This is a genomic window from Amycolatopsis nalaikhensis (assembly GCF_030264295.1).
In the GTDB taxonomy this organism is placed as follows: domain Bacteria; phylum Actinomycetota; class Actinomycetes; order Mycobacteriales; family Pseudonocardiaceae; genus Amycolatopsis; species Amycolatopsis nalaikhensis.
On the sequence record NZ_CP127173.1, the window covers coordinates 9051891 to 9074691 of the forward strand.

23 protein-coding genes and 1 pseudogene are annotated in these 22801 nt (G+C 71.9%); 8 read left to right on the plus strand and 16 right to left on the minus strand.

Annotation, left to right across the window (positions count from 1 at the left end):
* Nucleotides 1-68 precede the first annotated feature (68 nt).
* A complete protein-coding gene (locus QP939_RS43955; protein ID WP_285452759.1) occupies nucleotides 69-1883 on the plus strand; it encodes a flavin-containing monooxygenase in 1815 nt (604 codons plus the stop codon).
* Here the strand turns inward: QP939_RS43955 and QP939_RS43960 are convergent.
* From QP939_RS43960 to QP939_RS43980, 5 genes are read right to left on the minus strand one after another with little or no spacing between them, the layout of a single operon-like run.
* Nucleotides 1880-2929 carry an acyl-CoA dehydrogenase family protein gene (locus tag QP939_RS43960; RefSeq protein ID WP_285452760.1) on the minus strand — a complete coding sequence of 350 codons (1050 nt, stop codon included), beginning with the start codon at nucleotides 2927-2929 and terminating at the stop codon, nucleotides 1880-1882. The two genes, QP939_RS43955 and QP939_RS43960, sit on opposite strands and share 4 nt — an antisense overlap.
* Nucleotides 2926-3834 (minus strand): acyl-CoA dehydrogenase family protein, encoded by a 909-nt coding sequence (locus QP939_RS43965; protein ID WP_285452761.1) that lies wholly within the window; start codon nucleotides 3832-3834, stop codon nucleotides 2926-2928. The genes QP939_RS43960 and QP939_RS43965 overlap by 4 nt, the downstream gene beginning before the upstream one ends.
* Nucleotides 3831-4961 carry an acyl-CoA dehydrogenase family protein gene (locus QP939_RS43970; protein WP_285452762.1) on the minus strand — a complete coding sequence of 377 codons (1131 nt, stop codon included), beginning with the start codon at nucleotides 4959-4961 and terminating at the stop codon, nucleotides 3831-3833. The genes QP939_RS43965 and QP939_RS43970 overlap by 4 nt, the downstream gene beginning before the upstream one ends.
* Complete coding sequence (locus tag QP939_RS43975) at nucleotides 4961-5806, minus strand: enoyl-CoA hydratase (protein WP_285452763.1); 846 nt, start codon at nucleotides 5804-5806, stop codon at nucleotides 4961-4963. The genes QP939_RS43970 and QP939_RS43975 overlap by 1 nt, the downstream gene beginning before the upstream one ends.
* Complete coding sequence (locus tag QP939_RS43980) at nucleotides 5803-7329, minus strand: FadD3 family acyl-CoA ligase (protein ID WP_285452764.1); 1527 nt, start codon at nucleotides 7327-7329, stop codon at nucleotides 5803-5805. The genes QP939_RS43975 and QP939_RS43980 overlap by 4 nt, the downstream gene beginning before the upstream one ends.
* An 82-nt stretch (nucleotides 7330-7411) precedes the next feature.
* Between QP939_RS43980 and QP939_RS43985 the strand changes: the two genes are divergently transcribed.
* From QP939_RS43985 to QP939_RS43995, 3 genes are read left to right on the plus strand one after another with little or no spacing between them, the layout of a single operon-like run.
* Nucleotides 7412-8557, plus strand: a complete 1146-nt coding sequence (locus tag QP939_RS43985; RefSeq protein WP_285452765.1) for an acyl-CoA dehydrogenase family protein — start codon at nucleotides 7412-7414, stop codon at nucleotides 8555-8557.
* The gene (locus QP939_RS43990; protein WP_285452766.1) at nucleotides 8554-9324 is read left to right on the plus strand and encodes an SDR family oxidoreductase; all 771 of its coding nucleotides are present in this window, start codon (nucleotides 8554-8556) and stop codon (nucleotides 9322-9324) included. The genes QP939_RS43985 and QP939_RS43990 overlap by 4 nt, the downstream gene beginning before the upstream one ends.
* A gap of 10 nt (nucleotides 9325-9334) precedes the next feature.
* Complete coding sequence (locus QP939_RS43995) at nucleotides 9335-10489, plus strand: acetyl-CoA C-acetyltransferase (RefSeq protein ID WP_285452767.1); 1155 nt, start codon at nucleotides 9335-9337, stop codon at nucleotides 10487-10489.
* A 53-nt stretch (nucleotides 10490-10542) separates the two neighbouring features.
* Here the strand turns inward: QP939_RS43995 and fgd are convergent, their stop codons facing one another.
* The 8 genes from fgd to QP939_RS44035 form a co-directional block, all read right to left on the minus strand.
* Entirely contained in the window at nucleotides 10543-11547 is a 1005-nt protein-coding gene (fgd, locus tag QP939_RS44000) for a glucose-6-phosphate dehydrogenase (coenzyme-F420) (RefSeq protein ID WP_285459984.1), read from the minus strand.
* Between the two features lie 2 nt (nucleotides 11548-11549).
* Nucleotides 11550-12605, minus strand: coding sequence for an NAD(P)H-dependent flavin oxidoreductase (locus tag QP939_RS44005; RefSeq protein ID WP_285452768.1), 1056 nt, complete (start codon nucleotides 12603-12605; stop codon nucleotides 11550-11552).
* Nucleotides 12602-13324, minus strand: a complete 723-nt coding sequence (locus QP939_RS44010) for a CoA-transferase subunit beta (protein ID WP_285452769.1) — start codon at nucleotides 13322-13324, stop codon at nucleotides 12602-12604. Before QP939_RS44010 ends, QP939_RS44005 begins: the two co-directional genes overlap by 4 nt.
* Entirely contained in the window at nucleotides 13321-14184 is an 864-nt protein-coding gene (locus QP939_RS44015; RefSeq protein WP_285452770.1) for a CoA transferase subunit A, read from the minus strand. Before QP939_RS44015 ends, QP939_RS44010 begins: the two co-directional genes overlap by 4 nt.
* Entirely contained in the window at nucleotides 14174-14914 is a 741-nt protein-coding gene (locus QP939_RS44020) for an enoyl-CoA hydratase family protein (protein WP_285452771.1), read from the minus strand. The genes QP939_RS44015 and QP939_RS44020 overlap by 11 nt, the downstream gene beginning before the upstream one ends.
* Nucleotides 14914-15792, minus strand: coding sequence for an SDR family oxidoreductase (locus QP939_RS44025; RefSeq protein ID WP_285452772.1), 879 nt, complete (start codon nucleotides 15790-15792; stop codon nucleotides 14914-14916). Before QP939_RS44025 ends, QP939_RS44020 begins: the two co-directional genes overlap by 1 nt.
* Entirely contained in the window at nucleotides 15789-16556 is a 768-nt protein-coding gene (locus tag QP939_RS44030) for an SDR family oxidoreductase (protein ID WP_285452773.1), read from the minus strand. Before QP939_RS44030 ends, QP939_RS44025 begins: the two co-directional genes overlap by 4 nt.
* Before the next feature lie 153 nt (nucleotides 16557-16709).
* Entirely contained in the window at nucleotides 16710-17015 is a 306-nt protein-coding gene (locus QP939_RS44035) for a winged helix-turn-helix transcriptional regulator (RefSeq protein WP_285459985.1), read from the minus strand.
* Nucleotides 17016-17089: 74 nt separating this feature from the next.
* On the opposite strand from QP939_RS44035, the pseudogene QP939_RS44040 reads away from it, so the two are divergent.
* Together QP939_RS44040 and QP939_RS44045 are read left to right on the plus strand one after the other, a co-directional pair.
* A pseudogene (locus QP939_RS44040) lies at nucleotides 17090-17260 on the plus strand (KR domain-containing protein); the annotation flags it as partial.
* A gap of 83 nt (nucleotides 17261-17343) precedes the next feature.
* Nucleotides 17344-17811 (plus strand): Rossmann-fold NAD(P)-binding domain-containing protein, encoded by a 468-nt coding sequence (locus QP939_RS44045; protein ID WP_285452774.1) that lies wholly within the window; start codon nucleotides 17344-17346, stop codon nucleotides 17809-17811.
* Here the strand turns inward: QP939_RS44045 and QP939_RS44050 are convergent.
* The gene (locus tag QP939_RS44050; protein WP_285452775.1) at nucleotides 17808-18986 is read right to left on the minus strand and encodes a PucR family transcriptional regulator; all 1179 of its coding nucleotides are present in this window, start codon (nucleotides 18984-18986) and stop codon (nucleotides 17808-17810) included. The two genes, QP939_RS44045 and QP939_RS44050, sit on opposite strands and share 4 nt — an antisense overlap.
* Before the next feature lie 91 nt (nucleotides 18987-19077).
* Here QP939_RS44050 and QP939_RS44055 point away from each other — a divergent pair, with 91 nt between their 5' ends.
* Nucleotides 19078-19755 (plus strand): TetR/AcrR family transcriptional regulator, encoded by a 678-nt coding sequence (locus QP939_RS44055; RefSeq protein WP_285452776.1) that lies wholly within the window; start codon nucleotides 19078-19080, stop codon nucleotides 19753-19755.
* Between the two features lie 159 nt (nucleotides 19756-19914).
* Nucleotides 19915-20568 carry a cutinase family protein gene (locus tag QP939_RS44060; RefSeq protein WP_285452777.1) on the plus strand — a complete coding sequence of 218 codons (654 nt, stop codon included), beginning with the start codon at nucleotides 19915-19917 and terminating at the stop codon, nucleotides 20566-20568.
* Nucleotides 20569-20578: 10 nt separating this feature from the next.
* On the opposite strand, the gene QP939_RS44065 is transcribed toward QP939_RS44060, so the two are convergent.
* Nucleotides 20579-21793, minus strand: a complete 1215-nt coding sequence (locus tag QP939_RS44065) for a lipase family protein (RefSeq protein WP_285452778.1) — start codon at nucleotides 21791-21793, stop codon at nucleotides 20579-20581.
* Nucleotides 21794-21823: 30 nt separating this feature from the next.
* The gene (locus QP939_RS44070; protein ID WP_285452779.1) at nucleotides 21824-22795 is read right to left on the minus strand and encodes an alpha/beta hydrolase; all 972 of its coding nucleotides are present in this window, start codon (nucleotides 22793-22795) and stop codon (nucleotides 21824-21826) included.
* Between the last annotated feature and the right edge of the window lie 6 nt (nucleotides 22796-22801).

Sequence of the window (22801 nt, forward strand, 5' to 3'; positions counted from 1 at the left end):
GCCGGTGGCGGAAGCTGCGCTCAACGCGCCGCCGACGATGACGGTGCCCGAGACGGGGAGGTCCGCTCATGACCCAGACCCTCGAACCGGCCGCGGCCGTCGGTGCCCGGCAGCGCGTCGACGGCTGGCTCGCCGACTTCGAGGCCGCGCTCGCGGCCCGCGACGCCGACCGGGCCGCCGCCCTCTTCGCCACGACGTCGTTCTGGCGGGACCTCGTCGCGTTCACCTGGAACCTCAAGACGGTCGAAAACCGCGACGGCGTCAAGGATCTGCTGCTGGCCACGATGGACAGCACCGACGCGAGCGGGTTCCACGCCACCGAGGAGCCGACCGAGAGCGACGGCGTCGTCGAGGCGTGGATCGCCTTCGAGACGGCCGTGGGCCGGGGCCGCGGCCACCTGCGGCTCACCGACGAAGGCGCGTTCACGCTGCTGACCACCCTGCACGAGCTGAAGGGCCACGAAGAGCCGCTCGGCACGGCCCGGCCGATGGGCGCCGAGCACGGCGTGCGCCCCGACCGCGTTACCTGGGCCGAGGCGCGGCGGGCGGAAGCGGAAGAACTGGGCACGACGCGGCAGCCGTACGTCGTCGTCATCGGCGGCGGGCAGGGCGGCATCGCGCTCGGCGCGCGGCTGCGCCAACTCGGCGTGCCGCACGTGGTCGTCGACCGGTACGCGCGGCCGGGCGACCAGTGGCGCGGCCGCTACAAGTCGCTGTGCCTGCACGACCCGGTCTGGTACGACCACCTGCCCTACCTGGACTTCCCGCGCAACTGGCCGGTGTTCGCGCCCAAGGACAAGATCGCCGACTGGCTGGAGATGTACACGAAGGTCATGGAGGTGAACTACTGGTCGTCGACGACCTGCAAGAAGGCCTCCTACGACGAGGAAGCCAAGGAGTGGACCGTCGTCCTCGACCGCGACGGCGAAGAAGTCGTGCTCAAGCCGAAGCAGCTGGTGCTCGCGACCGGCATGTCGGGGAAGCCGAACATCCCGGTGCTGCCCGGCCAGGACCGCTTCCGCGGCGACCAGCACCACAGCTCCCAGCACCCCGGCCCGGACGCCTACCGCGGCAAGAAGGCCGTCGTCATCGGGTCGAACAACTCGGCGTTCGACATCTGCGGCGCGCTCTGGGAGACCGGCGCCGACGTCACCATGGTCCAGCGCAGCTCGACGCACATCGTCAAGTCCGACTCCCTGATGGACCTCGGCCTCGGCGACCTCTACTCCGAGCGCGCCCTCGCCGCCGGGATGACGACGCAGAAGGCGGACCTCACGTTCGCCTCCCTCCCCTACCGGATCATGCACACCTTCCAGCAGCCGGTGTACGCGGCGATCAAGGAACGCGACCAGGAGTTCTACGACCGCCTCGAAGCGGCGGGCTTCCGCCACGACTGGGGCGACGACGACTCGGGCCTGTTCATGAAGTACCTGCGCCGCGGCTCGGGCTACTACATCGACGTCGGCGCGGCGGACCTGGTGGCCAACGGCGACGTGAAGCTCGCGCACGGCCAGGTCACCGAGCTGACCGAGACGTCGGTGGTCCTCGACGACGGCACGGAGCTGGAGGCCGACCTGGTCGTCTACGCGACGGGCTACGGCTCGATGAACGGCTGGGCCGCCGACCTGATCAGCCAGGAGGTCGCGGACAAGGTCGGCAAGGTGTGGGGCCTCGGCTCGGACACGACGAAGGACCCGGGCCCGTGGGAGGGCGAGCAGCGGAACATGTGGAAGCCGACCCGGCAGGAAGGGCTGTGGTTCCACGGCGGGAACCTGCACCAGTCCCGGCACTATTCGCTCTACCTGGCCCTGCAGCTCAAGGCCCGCGCGGAAGGCATCCCGACGCCCGTGTACGGGCTGCAGGAGGTCCACCACCTGTCCTAGCCGCCGGACGCGGCCACGGGATCGCCGAAGAGGAGGGCGGTCCCGTGGGCGCGTTTGAAGTACAGGTGCGCGTCGTGCTCCCAGGTGATCGCGATGCCGCCGTGCAGCTGGACCATCTCCGCCGCCGCGTGCGAGAACGCCTCACCGCACACGACTTCCGCCGTCGTGACCGCTTCGGCATCACCGTCCACAATGGCCGCGTACAACGCGGACCGGGCGGCTTCGACCAGGACGTGCACGTCGGCCATGCGGTGCTTCAGCGCCTGGAACGAGCCGATCGGACGGCCGAACTGGTGGCGCTGCTTCGTGTACTCCACCGTCAGTTCCAGCGCGCGGGCCGCGGCGCCGACCTGTTCGGCCGCGACCGCCGTCACCGCCGTGTCCCGCAGGCGGCGCAGCGGCCGCTCGTAGCCCTCGGTGTCGAGCCGTCGCGCCGGGACCGACGCGAACTCCACCACCGCCAGCCGCCGGGTCGGGTCCAGGCTGGTGACCCGGTAGCGGCGGACCGCGTCGACCGGTACTTCGAACAGGCCGACGCCGTCGGCCGTGCGGGCCACCGCGAGCAGGACGTCCGCGAGGTCGCCGTCGAGGACGTAGTGCGCGCGGCCGTCGAGCCCGGTGTCCGACGCGGTCAGCGCCGGTGTCCACTGTCCGTCCACTCCGGACCAGGCCAGGGCGGCGATGCTCGTGCCCGCCGCGATGCCCGGCAACAGCCGTTCGCAGGCTTCGTCGTTGCCGGTGCGGAGCAGCGCTTCGCCGCACAGCACCGCTGAGCCCAGCATCGGTGCGGGCGTCAGCGTGCGGCCGAGTTCCTGCAGGACGACGCACGCTTCGGCGAGCCCCGCGCCTGCGCCGCCGTAGTGCTCCGGGATGGCGAGGGCGGCGACGCCGATCTGTTCGCACAACGTCGACCACAGCTTGTCGTCGTACCCCAGCGGCGAGTCCATCGCGGCCCGCACCGCTTCCGGCCCCGACCGCCGGGTCAGCAACGCCCGCACGGCTTCGCGCAGGGCTTGGGCTTCCTCGGTCTCCATCGGGTCGGTCATCGCAGCACCCGCGCCCGGTGGAACGCCCCGGTGCCCCAGGCCCCGACCAGGGCCCGCACCTTCGTCAGCCGGAGTCCGAGGTCGTGCTCGGCGGTGTAGCCGATGGCGCCGTGCACCTGCAACGCGGTCCGCGCGGCGAGGTACGCCGCGTCCCCGGCCATGACCTTCGCCGCCGAGACATCGCGGGTGATGGTTTCCCCGGCGACGGCCGCGCCGTACAGCAGCGGCCGGGCCAGCTCGAGCCGCGTCGCGACGTCGGCGAGGAGGTGCTTGATCGCCTGGTACTCGCCGATCGCGCGGCCGTACTGGCTGCGCTGCTTCGCGTAGGCGACCGACGCGTCGAGGAGCCATTGCCCCGCGCCGAGCAGCTGGGCGGCCACGGCCAGGACACCCATGTCGAACGCGGCCGCGTCGGCGACCGGGGTGCCGGGGACGCGGAACAGCCGCCGGGCCGGGTCGATCGAGCGGACCGGTTCGGGGTCCGCGGTCGTGACGTCCGCGCCGGTCAGGTCCAGGACCACTGCGGCGACGTCGGCGTCCAGGGCGAGGGGGACTTCCGGCGGCGCGACGACGGTGGCCACGAGGTCACCTTCGGCGAGGGCGGCGCGCCGGTCGCCGGTCAGCAGCGCCGGGGCGACCGCCGCCGACTCGACGAGCGGGCCCGGGACGGCGTGGTAGCCCAGCGCCTCGAAGGCGACCACCAGGTCGACGGGACCGGCGCCAAGTTCCTCGTCCACGAGCAGCGCGAAGACGCCGAGGTCGGCGAGGGCGCGCCAGAGCTTGAGCCCGCGGTCGTGCTGCCCCACCGCCCAGGCCCGGGCAGCGGCCGCGGTGTCCGCACCGCCCAGCAGCTCGTGCAGCGTGGCGGAGAACTGCCGTTGCTCCGGCGAGAGCTGGAACTTCATCGACGGGCCTCCCTCGGGAGCTTCAGCAGCCGCTCGGCGATCGTGTTCCGCTGGATCTGGTCGGTGCCGCCGTAGATCGGCCCGGCGAGCGAGAACAGGTAGCCGTTCACCCACGCCTCGTCGGTCTCCGCCGCCGGGCCGAGGACGTCGAGCGCGGTCTCGTGCAGTTCGACGTCGAGGTGGGACCAGAAGAGCTTGTTGACGCTCGACTCCGGGCCCAGCTCGCCGCCCTCGGCCAGGCGGCTCACCGTGCCGAAGGTGTAGAGCTGGTAAGCCCGCGCGCCGATCCAGGCGTCGGCCACTCTGTCCCTTGTGGACTCGTCGGCGCCGTGCGACCGCCAGAGGCCGACCAGGCGATCGGCCGCGGCGAGGAACCGTCCGGGACTGCGCAACGAAAGCCCGCGCTCGTTGTTCGCCGTCGTCATCGCGACGCGCCAGCCCTGCCCGACCTCCCCGATCACGTCCTCGTCGGGCACGAACACGTCGTCGAAGAAGATCTCCGCGAACCCCGGTTCGCCGTCGAGCTGCGGGATCGGCCGGACCGTCACGCCCTCCGCGCGCAGGTCGGCCATGAAGTACGTCAATCCGTGGTGCCGCTGGGCCGAAGGGTCGGTCCGGAACAGGCCGAACGCGCGATCGGCGAAGGCCGCGCGGGAACTCCACGTCTTCTGCCCCGACAGCAGCCAGCCGCCGTCCGTGCGCACCGCCGTGCTGCGCAACGCCGCGATGTCGCTGCCCGCTTCGGGTTCCGACCACGCCTGCGCCCACACCTGCTCACCGGTCGCCATCGCGGGCAGGATCCGGTCGCGCTGTTCCTGGGTGCCGTGGGCGAAGAGCGTCGGGCCGAGCATGAAGATGCCGTTCTGGCTCACCCGCCCGGGCGCGCCCGCCGCGTAGTACTCCTCCTCGAACAGCAGCCACTGCAGCATCGAGGCGTCCCGGCCGTGGTACTCGCGCGGCCACGACACGACCGACCACCGCGCGTCGGCCAGCTCGGCCTCCCACTCGCGGTGCGCCGCGAAGCCCTCGGCCGTGTCCATCGACGGCAACGCCCGCACGTGCGAGGCCAGCCATTCGCGGGCCTCGTCGCGGAAGGCCGCGGACGCCTCGTCGATGTCGAGGTCCATCAGGCCCCCTTGTTCGCGTCGCGCATCGAGCGCGCGGACTGGCCGCCCAGTGAGTCTTCCGACGTCTCCGCGTTGTGCGCGTGCGCCAGGTGGTGGAGCCCGAACACGGAGTCCATTCCGGACCGCAGGCCCATCAGGTCTTCGGCCTGGTTGACGGCTTTCTTCGCCAGCGCCAGCCCGAACTGCGGCATCGCGCCGATCTTCTCCGCGAGTTCGAGCGTGCGCTGCTCCAGCTCCGCGCGCGGCACGATCCGGGTGACCATGCCCCATTCCTTGGCCTGCTGCACGGTGAAGCGCTCGCCGGTGAACAAGACCTCCTTGGCCGCGCGCGGCCCGAGCACCCACGGGTGCGCGAAGTACTCGACCCCCGGAATTCCCATGCGCACCACCGGATCGGCGAAGAACGCGTCGTCGGCGGCGACGATCAGGTCGCACACCCAGGCCAGCATCAGCCCGCCCGCGATGCACGCGCCCTGGACGCTCGCGATCATCGGCTTCGGGATCTCCCGCCACCGGCGGCACATGCCCAGGTACACCTCGGACTCGCGGGCGAACCGCTGGTCGCCGCCCACCCGGTCGGTGTGGTCCCACCACAGCACCGCGCGGCGGTCGAAGGTGACGTCGGCGTCGCGGCCCGGGCTGCCGATGTCGTGCCCGGCGGAGAAGTGCTTGCCCTCGCCCGCCAGCACGATCACCTTGACCTCGGCGTCGTCGACGGCGCGGGCGAAGGCGTCGTCGAGGGCGTAGGTCATCGCCGAGTTCTGGGCGTTGCGGTAGTCCGGCCGGTTCATGGTGACCACCGCGACCGGTCCGCGCCGCTCGTAGCGGACCACCGGTTCACTCATGCCGTCTCCTCACTGAGCAGCCGCTTCAGCACCTTGCCGGAAGCGTTGCGGGGCAGCTCGTCCACGAACGCGACGAACCGCGGGGTCTTGTAGTTGGCCAGCCGCTCGCGGCAGAACGCGAGCACGGCGTCCTCGGTCAGCCCGGTGCCGACGACGAACGCCTTGCCGACCTCGCCGAGCCGGTCGTCGGGGACGCCGATGACGGCGACGTCGCGGACGCCGGCCAGCTCGGTCAGCGCGTGCTCGACCTCGGCCGGGTAGACGTTGAAGCCGCCGCAGATGTACATGTCCTTGAGCCGGCCGGTGATGGTGAGGTAGCCGCCGTCGTCCAGCTCGCCGACGTCGCCGGTGTGCAGCCAGCCGTCCTCGTCGATCGCCTTGGCGGTGGCTTCCGGGTCGTCGAGGTAGCCGAGCATCACGTTCGGCCCGCGCACCACGATCTCGCCGGGCGACCCCTGGATCGCCACCTCGAACCCGGCGGTCGCCCGGCCCGAAGTACCGGCCACGAGCTCCGCGTCGTCCCCCGGGCGGCACATCGTCACTACCACGGCTTCGGTCAGGCCGTAAGCGGTGAGGACGATCTCGAAGCCGATTTCCGCGCGCATCCGGCGCACGAGCGACGCCGCCACCGGCGCCGCCCCGGTGACCGCCAGCCGCAGCGACGAGAGGTCTCCGTGATCCCGTTCGTGCAGCAGGGACTGGAAGATCGTCGGCGCGCCGGGCAGGACCGAGATCCGCTCCCGTTCGATCAGCGCCATCGTCGTCGGCAGGTCGAACACGGCCTGCGGGACGATCGTCGCGCCGGTCAGCAGCCCGACGACGATCCCGGCCTTGTAGCCGAAGCTGTGGAAGAACGGGTTGATCACCAGGTACCGGTCGCCGTCGGTGACCCGGCCGCACTCGGCCCACGCCGTCGCGACGCCGACCACCTGGCGATGCGCCGACAGCACGCCCTTGGCCCGGCCGGACGTGCCCGAGGTGAACAGGATGTCGCTGACGTCGTCCGGCTTCACCGCGTCCGCGCGGGCTTCGACCTCCGCCAGCGGGGCCTGCTCGGCGAGGAACTCGTCCCAGCCCAGCGTCCCCGGCACGGGCCGGTGCGGCTGTTCCAGCGGCACGCGCACGACGGTGCCGAGGTCCGGCAGGTCCGCGCCGGTCGCGACGATGGCGGCGTGGCGGTCGGTGCCGAGGAAGTCGGCGGCGACGACCAGGGCCTTCGCGCGGCTGCGGACCAGCAGGTCGACGGTCTCGGCGGCGGTGAACCGGGTGTTGACCGGCACGAGCGTCGCACCCCCGTAGAGCGCGCCGAGGGCGGCCAGGACCCAGTGGTGGGTGTTGGGGAGGTTCACCGCGACCCGGTCCCCCGGCTCCACCCCACGCGCGGCGAACGCGCGGGCGACCGCCTGAACACGTTCCAGAAGATCGCCGAACCCGAGCCGGACGTCGCCGTCGACCAAGGCCTCGGCGGCGCCGAACTTCGCGGCAGCCTCCCGGACGACGGCCGGGATCGTGGTCTGTCCCACCGCACCCTCCTCTGGACCGACAAACTAGAACGTGTTCTCATTACCCTAGGTGCCGGACCGGCCCGGCAGCAAGGAGGCGTGCGTGGAACCGACGCGATTCCGCCGCGAGGTCGCGGGCTGGCTCGCGGACAACCTGACCGGCGAGTTCGCCGCGCTGCGCGGGCTGGGCGGGCCGGGCCGCGAGCACGAGGCGTTCGAGCTGCGCCTGGCCTGGGAACGCCACCTGGCCGCGGCGGGCTGGACGTGCGTCGGCTGGCCGCGTGAATTCGGCGGGCGCGGGCTGTCGCTCGACGAGCAGGTCGCCTTCCACGAGGAATACGCCGCCTCGGGCGCGCCGGCCCGGGTCAACCACATCGGCGAGCAGCTGCTCGGCCCGACGCTCATCGCGTTCGGCACGCCCGAGCAGCAGGCCCGGTTCCTGCCGAAGATCGTCGCCGTCGAAGAGCTGTGGTGCCAGGGCTACTCCGAACCCGGGGCGGGCTCCGACCTCGCCGCCGTCTCCACATCCGGAACCCTCCGGGGCGACGAATGGGTCATCAACGGCCAGAAGATCTGGACGTCACTGGCCCACGTGGCCGACTGGTGCTTCGTCGTGGCCCGCACCGAACCGGGGTCGCGGCGCCACCACGGGCTGTCCTACCTCCTGGTGCCGCTGCGCCAGGAGGGCGTCACCGTGCGGCCGATCCGGCAGCTGACCGGCACGTCGGAGTTCAACGAGGTGTTCTTCGACGACGCCCGCACCGACGCGGACCTGGTCGTCGGCGAACCCGGCGACGGCTGGCGGATCGCGATGGCCACCCTCGGCTTCGAACGCGGGGTCTCGACGCTGGGCCAGCAGATCGGCTTCCGCCGCGAGCTGGACGACATCGTCGCCGACGCGAAGCGCCTGGGCACCTACGACGACCCGCTCCTGCGTGCCGACCTCACCCGCGCCCGCCTCGGGTTGCGCGTCCTGCGCGCGCACGCGTTGCGCACGCTCGGCCAGGCCGCGGGCCCGGAAGTCGCCGTCGGCAAGCTGCTGTGGGCGCAGTGGCACCGCGGACTCGGGGAACTGGCCGTGCGGGCGCGCGGCTCGCGGTCCCTGGTCGCCGACGGCCCCGAGCTGGACGACGCGCAGCGGCTCTACCTGTTCACCCGCGCGGACACGATCTACGGCGGTTCGGACGAAATCGAACGGAACATCATCGCCGAGCGTGTGCTCGGCCTGCCCCGGGAGGCGCGACCGTGATCCCCCAGTACCCACCCGGCCACGAGCTGCTCGCGGGCAAGGTCGTCGTGGTCACCGCCGCCGCGGGCACCGGCATCGGCTCGGCCGTCGCCCGCCGCTGCCTCGAAGAAGGCGCGAGCGTCGTGGTGAGCGACTGGCACGAACGCCGTCTCGGCGAGAAGGCCGCCGAACTGGCCGAACTCGGCAAGGTGCACGCCATCCCCTGCGACGTCACCGCCGAAGACCAGGTCCAGGCCCTCGTCGACGGCGCGGTCGACCACTTCGGCCGTCTCGATGTGATGGTCAACAACGCCGGGCTCGGCGGCACGAAGTCCGTGCTCGACATGACCGACGACGAATGGTCCCGCGTCCTCGACATCACCCTCACCGGTACCTTCCGGTGCACGCGCGCGGCCCTGCGGCAGTTCGTCGCCCAGGGCGGTGGCGGGGCGATCGTCAACAACGCCTCGGTGATCGGCTGGCGCGCCCAGGCCGGTCAGGCGCACTACGCCGCGGCCAAGGCCGGGGTGATGGCGCTGACCCGGTGTTCCGCGCTGGACGCGGCCGAGCACGGCGTCCGCGTGAACGCCGTCGCGCCCAGCCTCGCCATGCACCCGTTCCTCGCCAAGGTGACCAGCGACGAACTCCTCGAAGACCTCACGAAACGGGAGGCGTTCGGCCGCGCGGCCGAGCCGTGGGAGGTCGCCAACGTCATGGTCTTCCTCGCCAGCGACTACGCGAGCTACCTGACCGGCGAAGTCGTCTCCGTCAGCAGCCAGCACCCCTAGGAGCGTTCCCGTGCCCGAAGCCTTCCTCCTCGACGCGGTCCGCACGCCCGTCGGCCGCCGCGGCGGCGCCCTGTCCGGCTGGCACTCCGCCGACCTCGGCGCGCACGTCATCAAGGCGGTCGTCGAGCGCACCGGCGTCGACCCGGACCTCGTCGACGACGTCATCCTGGGCTGCACCGACACCCTCGGCCCGCAATCGGGCAACATCGCGCGCACGGCGTGGCTGGCGGCCGGGTTCGGCGACCACGTGCCGGGGGTGACGGTCGACCGGCAGTGTGGGTCGAGCCAGCAGGCCGTGCACTTCGCCGCGCAGGCCGTCATGTCCGGCACGCAGGACCTGGTGCTGGCCGGGGGCGTGCAGAACATGAGCCGCATCCCGATCAGCGCGGCGATGCTGGCCGGGCGCGAGTACGGCTTCGAGGACCCGTTCTCCGGCTCGAAGGGCTGGCAGGAGCGCTACGGCAGCGTCGAGGTCTCGCAGTTCCGCAGTGCCGACATGATCGCGGCGCACTGGGACATCAGCCGCGAGGCGATGGAGGAGTACGCGCTGGGCAGCCACCGGCGGGCCCTGGCCGCGATCGACTCCGGCCGGTTCGACGCCGAGATCGTTCCGGTGGACGACTTCCGGCACGACGAAGGCCCGCGCCGGGACACGACGCTGGAGCGGATGCGCGGCCTGAAGCCGTTGAGCGAAGGCTCCCGCCTGACGGCGGCGGTGGCGAGCCAGATCTCCGACGGCGCGAGCGCGGCACTCCTGGCGTCCGCGGCGTTCGTCGAGGAACACGGACTGAAGCCGCGGGCCCGCATCCACCACCTGTCGGTGCGGGCGGCGGACCCGGTCTGGATGCTGACCGGCCCGATCCCGGCGACCGCGCACGCGTTGCGCCGCGCCGGGCTCACGGTCGAGGACATCGACCTGTTCGAGGTGAACGAGGCGTTCGCGAGCGTGGTGCTGGCGTGGCTGGACGAAACGGGCGCGGACCCGGCGCGCGTGAACGTCAACGGAGGCGGGATCGCGCTGGGCCACCCGATCGGCGCGACGGGCACGAAGCTCCTGGCGACGCTCCTGCACGAGCTGGAGCGCCGCGAGGGTCGGTACGGCCTGCAGACGATGTGCGAAGGCGGCGGCACCGCCAACGTGACGATCATCGAACGCCTGTCGTGAGTGTTTAGGGCGGTTAGAACCGCCCTAAACACTCACGACAACTTGCGCCGCGGTCAGGCGAGGGCGCGCAGCTTCGGGAGGACGTCCTCGGAGAACTGCGTCAGGAAGCGCTCCTGGTCGTGGCCCGGGCCGTGGAAGACGAGGTGGTTGAGGCCCGCGTCGAGGTACGGCTTGATCTGGGCCACGGCCTCGTCCGGGTCGGACGCCACGATCCAGCGCTTGGCGACCTGCTCGATCGGCAGCTCGTCGGCCAGCCGCTCCATCTCCTCGGCCGAGGTCACGCTGTGCTTCTGCTCCGGCGTCAGCGACAGCGGCGCCCAGAACCGGGTGTTCTCCAGCGCCTTCTCGTGGTCGCGGTCGTAGGACATCTTGATCTCGATCATCCGGTCGATGCCCTCGGCGTCCCGCGACGCCGCCTCCGCGCCCTCCTTGACCGCGGGCATCAGCTTCTCGGTGTAGAGGTCCATGCCCTTGCCCGAGGTGCAGATGAAGCCGTCGCCGGAGCGGCCGGCGTACTTGGCGACCACCGGGCCGCCCGCGGCGACGTACACCGGGACCGGCTGCTCGGGGCGGTCGTAGATCTTGGCGTCGACCAGCTTGAAGTACTCGCCGTCGAAGTTCACGTTGTCGCTGGTCCACAGCTCGCGGATCAGCTTGATCGACTCGCGCAGCCGGGCGAAGCGCTCCTTGAACTCCGGCCACTCACGGCCCGAGACGGCGATCTCGTTCAACGCCTCGCCGGTGCCGACGCCCAGGATCACGCGGCCGTTCGACAACAGCGACATCGTCGCGAACGCCTGCGCGATCACGGCCGGGTTGTAGCGGAACGTCGGGGTCAGCACGCTCGTGCCGATCTGGACGCGCTTCGTGCGCTCGGCGACGGCGGGCATCCAGGCCAGGGCGAACGGCGCGTGGCCACCCTCGTGCCGCCAGGGCAGGAAGTGGTCGGACACCATGACCGAGTCGAGGCCGACCTCTTCGGCCCGCACCGCGTATTCGACCAGGTCCCGCGGCCCGAACTGCTCCGCCGACGCCTTGTAACCGACCTTGAGCGCCACGCTCATCCTCCCGTTCCCCGGCCGAGGCGCCTCAGGATCTCACCTGCCTCGGCCACCGTGCCCTCGACGATCTCGGCCACCGTGGGCAGGTCGTGGATCATGCCCACCACCTGTCCCGACGCTAGCACTCCCGCGTCCGTCCGGCCCTCGACCAGTCCCGCCCGCAACAGCATGGGGGTGTTGGCCGCCATGACCAGCTGGCTCCACGTGAGATCGTTGCCGTGCTTCATCGCGAAGCCTTCTCGCACCATCGCAACCGGGGACAGTCCGGTGATATTCCGGAAGCGCAGCGCGTTGCGCGCGGCCTGCGCGAGCCCGCGGACGCGGCCGGTGCGTTCCAGCTTGTCGACCAGCTCGGTGCGCAGCACCCGGTGCGGCAGGCCGTCGACGCGCCGGGTGACGACCGTCCCGGTGAGCCCCTGCTCGAGGTAGAGGCGCTTGACCTCGTCGGGGACGGTGCTCTCCTTGCTGAGCAGGAACCGGGTGCCCATGGCGACGCCCGCCGCGCCGTAGGCCAGCGCGGCGGCGAGGCCGCGGCCGTCGAAGAACCCGCCCGCGGCGACGACCGGGATGTCGACGGCGTCGAGCACCGAGGGCAGCAGCAGCGTCGTCGCCACTCCCCCGGTGTGCCCGCCGCCTTCACCGCCCTGGACGATGACGGCGTCGGCACCCCAGGCGGCGACCTTCTCGGCGTGCCGCGCGGCGCCGACCGACGGGATCACGACGATGTCGTGGTCCCGGAGTTTCGCGATCATCTCCTTGCGAGGCGCGAGCGCGAACGACGCCACCTTCACGCCTTCGCGGATCAGCAGGTCGACCCGGTCACCGGCGTCGGCGGCGTCGGCACGCAGGTTGACCCCGAACGGCTGGTCCGTCCGCTTCTTGACCTCGGCAATCGCGGCTTCGAGTTCGGGGAAGGTCATGGTGGCCGAGGCGAGGATGCCCAGGCCGCCCGCTTCGGCCGTCGCCGACACGAGCCGGGGTCCGGCGACCCAGCCCATCCCGGTCTGCACGACCGGGTGCTCGATGTCCGCGAGTTCCGTCAGCGCGGTCTTCACGCCGGGACTTCCTTGTCGCGCAACGCCTTCGGGTCCAGGACTTCCCGGATGAGCCGTAGCTCCTCTTCCGTGGGCTCGCGGCTGGTTTCGGCGCTCCCGAAGTCGATCTCGAACGTGGTGGCCGCCGCGACCTCGTCCCGGGTGACGCCGGGGTGCAGCGAGACCGCGCGCATCGAGTGGTCGGGGGTGGTGAAGTCGAACACGCCGAGATTCGTGACGACCCGGTGCACGTCGTGGAACTTCAGCCCCACCTTGGCCGCGTTGTCGTAACCCACGCCGGAAACGACGTCGACGCTGTCCACGAAGACCCGCGTGCTGTGCCGCGGCACCCAGTAGCTGGTGCGGTGGTTGGCCGTGTTGCCCGGCGCGCCGCGCACGCCGAGGAGCTGCTTCTTCGGCCGGGCGTGGTCGCCGATGGCGGAGATGTTCTGGTTGCCGAAGCGGTCGATCTGGTTGGCGCCCATGACGACGTGCCGCCGTCCGTGCGGGACGATCGTGTCCAGCATCTTCCGGAACGGCTGCCAGCCTTCGACGACGCCGTCGGTGGTGACGAGGTACGCCTCGCCGTCGGACATGAGCAGGTCCGGCTCGAACGTCAGCCGCGCGAGCTTGGCGCCCAGCTGCGGGACCAGACCCATCGGGCTCGCCACGATCTCACCGTCGCCGCGGAACAGCTCGGCCACCGCCACGACGGCGATCTCGGCCCGGGTCGCGCTCATGCCGCCTCCGCCTCGAACTTGTCCACTTCGGACAGATAGGTGCGCTCGTCACCCGACAGGAACCGGTCCGCGAACCCGGGCCACGCGTCGAGGTCCTTGGCGCAGGCCGCGTAGTGCCGCTGGAACCGCTCGTCGCGGCCGTAGTCCGGCACCGCCGTCGTGAAGTGGGCGCCGCGCGGCGCCTCGACGACGCCGTCGACGCTGCCTCGGTTGAGCAGCAGCGACTGCACCGGTCCGCCCGCCGTCAGTTCGGCGGTGTCGACGACCTTCTCCACCGACACGAACCGCTTCTCCGCGGCCAGGCAGAAGAGATCGTCGAAGTACGGGTCCGGGCCGAGGTACTGGGCGTTGCCGCGGGCGTCGGCGCGGTTGAGGTGCACCAGCGCGACGTCGAGGCGTTGCGCGGGCACCGCGACCAGCTCCTCGCCGTCGTCGTACGGCGAACGCACCGTGCGCAGGCCCGGGTTGGCGCGCATGACCTCCGAGCCGAGCCCGGCACGCATCGGGAGGAACGGAAGCCGTTGCGCCGCCGCGGAAAGCGCCGCCCCGAACATGCCTTCGTCGTACTCGGTGACGTCGATGGCGCTGGTCTCGCGGGCGCGGCCGAACCACGGGTCGTACGGGATCGAGTCCAGCGTGACGAACCCGAACACGACGCGCTTGACCTTGCCCGCCGCGCACAGCAGGCCGACGTCGGGCCCGCCGTAGGAGACGACGGTGAGGTCCTTCACCGGGGTGCGGAGAATCGCCCGGACCAGCGCCATCGGCTTGCGCCGGGAGCCCCAGCCGCCGATCCCGATCGTCATGCCGTCGGCCAGCTCCGCGGCGACGTCGTCGGCGGTCGTGCGCTTATCGGCCATTCAAGAACTCCTCGCGGGCCTCGTCGGACGCGCCGAGCAGGTTGAGCTCGAAGGTGAAGCCCTGCTCGAAGCGGTAGCTGCGGTGCACCTGCTGGGTGTCGATGCCGTTCAGGGCCTCCTTCGCCGCCCGGATCACCCGCGGGTCCTTCTTCGCGATGTCCCTGGCGACGGCCATCGCCGCGTCGTCCAGCTCCGCGCGCGGCACGACCTGGTAGACCGAGCCGTGCGCGTGCAGCTCGGCGGCGGTGATCTTCCGCGCGGTGAAGTACAACGTGCGCATCAAGTGCTGCGGCACCAACCGGGCCAAGTGCGTCGCCGCGCCGAGCGCGCCGCGTTCCACCTCGGGAACGCCGAACGTGGCATCGTCCGAGGCGATGATCACGTCCGCGTTGCCGACCAGCCCGATGCCGCCGCCGAGGCAGAAGCCGTGCACGGCGGCGACCACCGGCACTTCACAGTCGTAGACGGCGCCGAAAGCGGCGTAACAGCCGCGGTTCGCGCCGACCAGCGCGTCGTAGCCCTCGCTGCGCTGGATCTCCTTGATGTCGACGCCGGCGTTGAAGCCGCGCCCTTCCGCGCGCAGCACGACGACGTGGACGTCCGGGTCACGGCCCGCCGCGGTGATCGCGTCGGCCAGGTCGAACCAGCCTTGCACGGGCAGCGCGTTGACCGGCGGGAAGTCGACGGTGACGACCTCGACGTGCGCGTCGCGTTTGGTCAGGATCCCCATCAGCTCGCTCCGTACACGGGTTCGGGCTCGGGCGCGCGCTCGAGCAGGCCGGCGACGACGGGCCCGAGTTCGGCGGGGTCCCACCGCTTTCCCTTGTCCACGACCGGACCGTGCCGCCAGCTCTGCGCCAGGGAGACCTTGCCGCCCTCGACCTCGAAGACGCGGCCGGTGACGTGCGCGGACTCCGCGCTGCCGAGCCACACGACCAGCGGCGACACGTTTTCCGGCGCCATCGCGTCGAACCCCTCGTCCGGGCGCGCCATCGACGCGAACACGCCCTCGGTCATCCGGGTCCGCGCGGCCGGGGCGATGGCGTTCACGGTCACGCCGTAGCGAGCGAGTTCGGCCGCCGCCACGACGGTCAACCCCGCGATGCCCGCCTTCGCCGCCGAGTAGTTGCCCTGGCCCACGCTGCCCAGCAGCCCGGCGCCCGAGCTGGTGTTGATCACCCGCGCGCTCGGTGTCCGCCCGGCTTTGGCTTCGGCGCGCCAGTGTTCCGCGGCGTGCCGCAATGGTGCGAAATGCCCCTTGAGGTGCACGCGGATGACGGCGTCCCACTCGTCTTCGGCGAGGTTGACCAGCATCCGGTCCCGGAGGAAGCCCGCGTTGTTGACCAGGACGTCGAGGCGGCCGAAGTTCGCCAGCGCCGTGCCGATCAGCTCGCGCGCCCCGGCCCAGTCGGCGACGTCGGAGGTGTTCGCGACGGCTTTCCCGCCGAGCGCCTCGATCTCGGCGACGACTCCGGCGGTGGCGTCCCCGTCCACGTCGTTGACCACGACCAGCGCACCCTCGGCGGCGAAGGCGAGCGCGTGCGCCCGCCCGATCCCGCGTCCGGCTCCGGTCACCACGACCACCCGGTCCCGGCACAACCCGCTCACGCATCCTCCTGGTGGTTGACGTCGGCCGCGGCGAGAAAGGCCGGAACCTCACCGCCGCCGTGCACGCGCAGGGTCGCGCCCGAAACGTAGGAAGCCAGACCCGAGGCGAGGAACGCGGCGCACGCCCCGACTTCTTCGGGCTCGGCGAGCCGGCCGAGCGGCACGGTCTTGCCGACGGCTTCGATCGCCGCTTCGCTGCCGTAGTGCAGGTGGGCTTGCTCGGTGCGCACCATGCCGACGTCGAGGGCGTTGACCCGGACTTTGGGCGCCCACTCGACGGCGAGGCTGGCGGTGAGGTTGTCGAGCCCGGCTTTCGCGGCACCGTAGGCCGCGGTTCCCGGCGACGCGCGCGTCCCGCTGACGCTGGAGATCATCACGATCGAGCCACCGTCGTCCTGTCGTTGCATGACGGCGTTGCCGTGTTGGGAGACCAGCAGCGGCGCGAGCAGGTTGAGCTGCACGACTTTCTCGTGCAGCCGCCGCGACGCTTCCGCGGCGGGGGCGAAGGGGGCACCGCCCGCGTTGTTGACGACGACGTCGAGGCGGCCGTGCTGGGTGACGATCCCGTCGATCAGGGCGGCGACCTGGGTTTCGTCGCGGACGTCGCAGGGGACGAACTCCGCGCGGGTGGGTGCTTCGTGGCGCGCGCAGACGACGACGCGGGCGCCGTGGGCGAGGAACACGTCGGCGATGCCCCGGCCCACGCCGCGGACGCCGCCGGTGACCAGCACTACGGCACCGGCCAGGCCCAGATCGGTCTTCACGTCACAAAACTAGAACACGTTCTCCCTTTGGGCAAGACCGCTGGCCACGGACCCCCGCCTCGGACGAGAACCTGTTCCGGCAGCCACCGCGACGCACTGAAGGGGACTTTCAGCGCATCTGATGCGACCAAAGTCCCCTTCAGCACACGCAGATCAGCCCTTGGCGGCGTCATACGCCGCGTCGGCTTCCATCACCTCGGGCATCTGAGCCTCGACGTCCTGGATCAACGCCAGCAACAGCGGCGCCGTCCGGCGGCCGCGCGGGGTCAAGCTGTACTCGACCTTCGGCGGGATCGTCGGCTGGGCCTCGCGGTGCACGAAACCGTCGCGTTCCAGCGCCTGCAGCGTCTGGACCAGCATCTTCTCGCTGACCTCCGAGACCCGGCGGCGCAGCGCGTTGAACCGCAGCGTGCCGTCGTGCAGGGCGACCATCGCCAGGATCCCCCGGCGGCCCGTGATGTGCTCGAGCGTCGCCCGGGACGTGAGCCTGTTGAAGAAGGTGCCGCCCGCCGAAGTCGTCGCCGCCGTGCGCGATCCACGGGTTCTCCGCCCGCGGTCTCCACGTCCGAACCGCCGACTACGACGACCCGGCGACGCTCGCCCCCGCGCTCGGCGGCGCCGACAAGGTCCTGCTGATCTCGAGCAGCACCCCCGGGCAGCGGCTCGCCCAGCACTCCGCGGTCGTCGAGGCCGCGCGGGAGGCGGGCGTCGGCCACCTCGTCAACACGAGCATCCTGGGCGCGGACACGACCACCAGGCCACCGAGCAGGTCATCCGCGAGTCGGGCGTGCCGTTCACGTTCCTGCGCAACGGCTGGTACACCGAGAACTACGCCCAGACGGTCGCCCAGGCGCTCGCCACGGGCTCCTTCGCGGGCAGCGCGGGCGAAGGACGTCTCGGCGGCGTGCCGAGGATCGACTACGCGGAAGCCGCCGTCGCGGTCCTCACCGGCGAAGGCCACGAGGGGAAGGCGTACGAGCTGGCGGGCGACGAGCCGTGGAGCTACGCCGACCTCGCCGCCGCGATCGCCGCCGCCACCGGCAAGCCGGTGAGCTACCAGGACCTGCCCGGCGAGCAGCACCGGCAGCTGCTGGTCGACGCGGGCCTGCCCGGGCCGATCGCGGCCATGCTCGCCGACGCCGACCGCGGCATCCGGGACGGCGAGCTGGCTTCGACGTCCGGCGACCTGCGCGAGCTCATCGACCGCCCGACGACCCCGCTCGCCGACGCCGTCGCCGCGCTCGTGAAGGGCTAAGCACCGCGGGACCGGAGCCCGGACGCGCGCAACGCCGCCTGCATGGCGAACCGCGCGTCCGGGTCCTCCAGGCGCTCGCCGAAGGCCTGCTTCAGCTGCCGCACGCGGTAGCGGACCGTCTGCGGGTGCACCGACAGGTCCACCGCGATCTTCTCGGAGTTGCCGCCGTTCTGCAGCCAGGACAGCAACGTCTCGCCGAGCCGGTGGCGCGTCCGGTCCGGGAACCGGGCCAGCGGAGCCAGTTCCCGCCGGGCGACCTCGGCCACCAACGGGATGTCGCCCAGCAGCCACAACGTCGTCAGGTGCTCGACGCACCACGTCACCGGCGCGTCCGGCAGCGCGCCGTCCGCCACCAGCCGCAGCGCCGTCCGAGCCCAGCGCAGGGAATGCGCCGCCGCGCCGGGTTCCGCCGGTGGGCCGACCGCCACGCGCGTGCCGAGCCCGGCGAGGTCGCACTCGTCCACCGACGCGGGCAGCAGCAGGAACGGCTGCGGTGCCTCGAGGTCGGCGAGCGCCTCGGGCCCCCACGGCGTCCGCACCGGTTCTTCGGCGGCGACCGCCACGACTTCGGCGGGCACCGGCCAGCCCGCCGCCGCGGCGAGGTCGGCCAGCGCGTCCGGCGGGAGCGCGCCCGGTCTGGTCACCAGGCGCAGCAAGCGCCGCCGGAGCCCGGCGCGGGTGCCGTCGAGCTCCGCGAGCACCTCCCGGTGTCCGCGGATCGACATCCGGGCCAGCTCGTCCGCGTAGCCGAACAGCAGCTCGGCCAGCCACGCCATCACCGGCGACGACAGCCGGTGCCGCCGCCCCAGCCGCATGATCCAGCGCCAGCCCACCCGGGTGTCGACGCGGTAGGCCGCCTGCAGGTCGTCGAGGCTGCGACCTTCGTGCGCCTCGCCGGCACCGAGCCGGCGGCACGTCTCGTACAGCTCGTCCCGCGGCGCCAGCGGATCCTCGACCAGATCCACGAACAACGCGACGGCGCACTCGACGCCGTCGCGGGTCACGCGGCCGTACGAGCCGGGCCGGGCGTAGACCGGGACCGCGCGCCACACCTCCCGCACGATCCCGTCCACCAGCGCGGGCAGGGCGGGCCGCATGAGCGCGGCCAGGTCCGCCCGCCGGGGCACCTCCTCGCCCGGGAGCCGGGCGACCGGGACGTGCTGCCGAGCACTCACCTGGTTCCTCCACCGGGGAAAACGGCGCCGGAGCGGGGATCCCGCCTGCTTTACCGGACAGTAAAGCAGGGGGACCGTACAGTACACCTCCATGAGCGGGCGGACTTCCCCTGATCGATCCAGCACGCGCCGCAGCCCGGCCGCCCGGCCCAGCGACGACGAGCTGCTCGACGCCGCCCGCGCCGTGTTCGCCGAACGCGGCTACGCCCAGGCCACGATGGACCTGATCGCCGCCCGCGCCGACTCCACCAAACCGACGCTCTACGCCCACTTCGGCGACAAGGCGGCCCTCTTCCGCGCCACCGTGACCCGCGAGGTCGCCGCCCTGCGGGACTGGGTGATCGCCGCTTACGAAACGGCGGCCACGCGGCCGTTGGAAGACCGCGTCCGGCTTTCCGTGATGGCCATGTTCAGCTACGCCGGCGCTCACCCGGACAGTTTCCGGATGCTGTTCGACTCGGCCGTCGACGAGATGTCGGGCGAACGCCGCGCGCTCGCCGACACGATCACCACGCACGTCGTCGGCCGGATCCGCGAACACCTGCTCGCCCACGGCCGCACGCCGGGGCCAGGGGCGGACCTGCTCGCCGCGATGATGGTGGGCCTCGTCGGGCGGGCCGCCATGCACGTGTCCCACTCCCCCGGCCTCGACCCGATCGCCGCGGGCGAGCTGGCCACCGGGTTCGTCATGGCCGCCGTGCGCGGGCTCGATCCGGCGCTGCTGGACCACGTCGACGGCGCGCGCCCGGCGGGCCGGTGCGCCACCTGAGCGTCCACATCGGACTGATTGTCACCGGCGCGACAATTCCCGGAAACCCCTCTTGCCGGATTCCGGCGGCCGCTGCAAGCTGCGATCACCCGCCCGAATTCCCGTTCCGGGAAAGCGTTTGCGGGAAATCCGTCCCCGGCCCGATGGGTGTGATCAGCCATGAGTCGTGTTCCCCGTCCGCTTTCCGCCGCTTTCGCGGTCGGCATCGCCGCCGCCGGGCTCGCCGTCGCCACCGCGCCGGCGGCGTCCGCCGCGCCCTGCACCGACATCGACGTGCCGGTCGCCCGCGGCACCTTCGAACCCGGCACGCTGGGCGTCATCGTCGGCGACCCCGTCTACCAGGCCGTGCAGAACGCGCTGCGGCCGCGGTCGCTGAGCAGCTACCGGGTGAACTACCCGGCCGACCTCGGCCAGCCGACGTCGGTGCAGAAGGGCAACGCCGACCTCGTCGACCACGTGACCGCGCAGGCCGCCGCGTGCCCGCAGCAGCGGTTCGTCCTGGTCGGCTACTCCCAGGGCGCCAACGTCGTCGACAACTCGATCGGCATCAGCAGCGCGGGCTCGCCGGTCGGCGGCGCGATCGTGAAGACGATCCCGGCGGAGCTGGCCCCGCGCATCGCCGCGATCCTGGTGTTCGGCAACCCGATCCGGTCGATCGGCCGCGAGATCACCGGCCCGTACCAGAGCCGCACGAAGGACTACTGCGCGAACGGCGACCCGGTGTGCCAGGCCGGTGGCGCCAACGTCCTGGCACACCTGAGCTACGGGGCGAACGCTGCCGACGCGGCCGCGTTCGCCGCGAGCAAGGTCTGACCCCGCGTTGTCAGCAGTTCGTGGGGGCGGGGGCGCCGGAGAAGCGCTTGACGATCCACTGGTGCGCGTCGGCGTTCCCGGCGAGGATTCCGGTGGCGTGGTCGGAGATGTAGGTCTGCCACTGCTCCCGGACTCCGGCCGCGCAGTACGTCCGGTGCAGCGCCTCCGCCTGCGGGGTGTTGACGATCTCGTCGGTGCCCGCGTGGTACTGGAACACCGGCACCCGCGGCGGGCTCGCGCCCAGCTTGTTCTGCGCGAGCCGCGCCTGCCACTGCGGCGTGTTCAACGGGTTGGACGTCGTGTAGTCGCTGATCTTCTTGAACGAGTAGTTCAGCAGCAGCTCCGCGACGCAGGCGTTCTTCTTGGCGTCGGCCAGCTGCTGGCGGCCGGTGTCGTTGAGGAACGAATCCAGCTGCAGGTCCGGGTAGGCGGCGTCGAGGCCGACCGCGGCGAACGCCAGGAAGCCGAAGCCGATGTAGCCGTCGAGTCCTTTCGCGACTTCCGTCAGGTCGGCCGGGACGCCCCCCGCGACGACGCCGACCACGTTCAGCTCGGGCGCGTAAGTGGGCTGCTTCTCCCCCGCCCACATCGAGCCGCCGCCGCCCTGCGAGTAGCCCTGGAAGATCACCTTCGCCGACTTCGACAGCCGCGCCGAGGGCAGGTTCTGCGCCGCGCGCACCGAGTCGATCACGGCCGGGCCCATCGACTGCCCGGTGATGTAGGTCGGCACCGTCGTCGGCGAATAGCCCTCGTAGTCGGTGACCGCGACCGCGTAACCGCTGGACAGCGAGTCGTTGATGGCGGGCTGGTCGTAAAGGGTGCCGCGTTCCATCGCCTTGGACGCCGTGCACTTGAACGCCGGGCCCTGCGTGCCGACGGCGTACCCGACGATCGGGGCCGTGGCCGGGTCCTTGCCCTTCGGCACCAGGATGGTCCCGGTCACCGCGTCCGGGCGGCCCAGCGCGTTGGTCGAGAGGTACATGACCTGCCACGCGTCGGCGTTGGCGACGTTCATCAGCGGTACCGAGGGCCGCCAGCGCAGGACGTCGCCGGGTTTCCCGGCGGGCAGCGGCGACGGCGGCGTGTAGAACGAGTCGTCGAACGGCCCGGGCAGCAGCGGGGCCGCCGTCGCACCCGCCGGTGGGCTCGCGGCGACCACTCCCAGCGCCGCCAGTGAGACGCCGGCGATCGCCGAACAGATCCGTCGCAAGTGGACAGACTTCACCACAACCTCCATCGGGGAAAGGGAATCCGTTCAGGCGGGCAGGCCGAGGCCGCCCGCCAGCACCGGCCACGAGCCGTGCAGGGCCCGCTGCCAGTACGGCCAGCTGTGCGTGCCCGGCCCGTAGTAGTCGACGGTCACCGGGATCCCGGCTTGACGCAGCCGGTCGGTGAAGCTCTGCGAAGACAGCAGCGCCGACGGCTCCAGCACGTCGGCCTGCCCGGGCGGGTCGAGCGGCCCGGTCTGCCCGTTGCCGCAGGAGACGTAGAGCGCCGTGCCGCGAAGGTCGGCGACGTGGTCGTAGGGGTTGCGCGCGGACCACAGCGGCCGCATCCCGAACGAGTCGCCCCACAGCTGCAGGTAGTTGAAGATCCCGGCGCGGGCCAGGATGCCGATGATCCACACCGGGATGCCGGGGAAGAGCGTGTTCGGCACGCCGCTGTAGGACGCGGCGGCGGCGAACATCCCCTGGTGCTGGAACGCGTACGCCATGGCGCCGTAACCGCCGATCGACAGCCCGGCGACCGCGCGGCGCGTCCCGCCGCGGTAGCCGCGTTCGACGATCTGGCGCACTTCGGCGGTGTGGAAGGTGTCCCAGTCCGGGGTGTTCGACAGCCCGAAGTTCCACCACTTCGTGTACATCCCGGCCGGCCCGTCGGTCGGCATCACGACGAGGACGTCCTTGGTCGCGGTGAACGCCTTCACGTCGGTGAACTGGTCCCAGGACCGGTAGTCGACCGGCTCGCAGCAGCCGTGCAGCAGGAACAGCACCGGCCAGGTCCGGCTCGGCTGGGCCGCCCAGCCCGAGGGCACGATCAGCCGGACCATGCCGGTGGTGCCCAGGGCGGGCGAGCTGATCTTCAGGTCGACGGTCCGCGCGTCGAGCCAGGTTTCCTCGACGACCTTCGCGCCGTCGTCGGCCACGGCCGGGCTCGCCTGGGCGACCGGTACGGCGCCGGTGAGCAGGACCACGACGGACAACGCCAGCAGGGCGATCCGGTGCACAGCGAC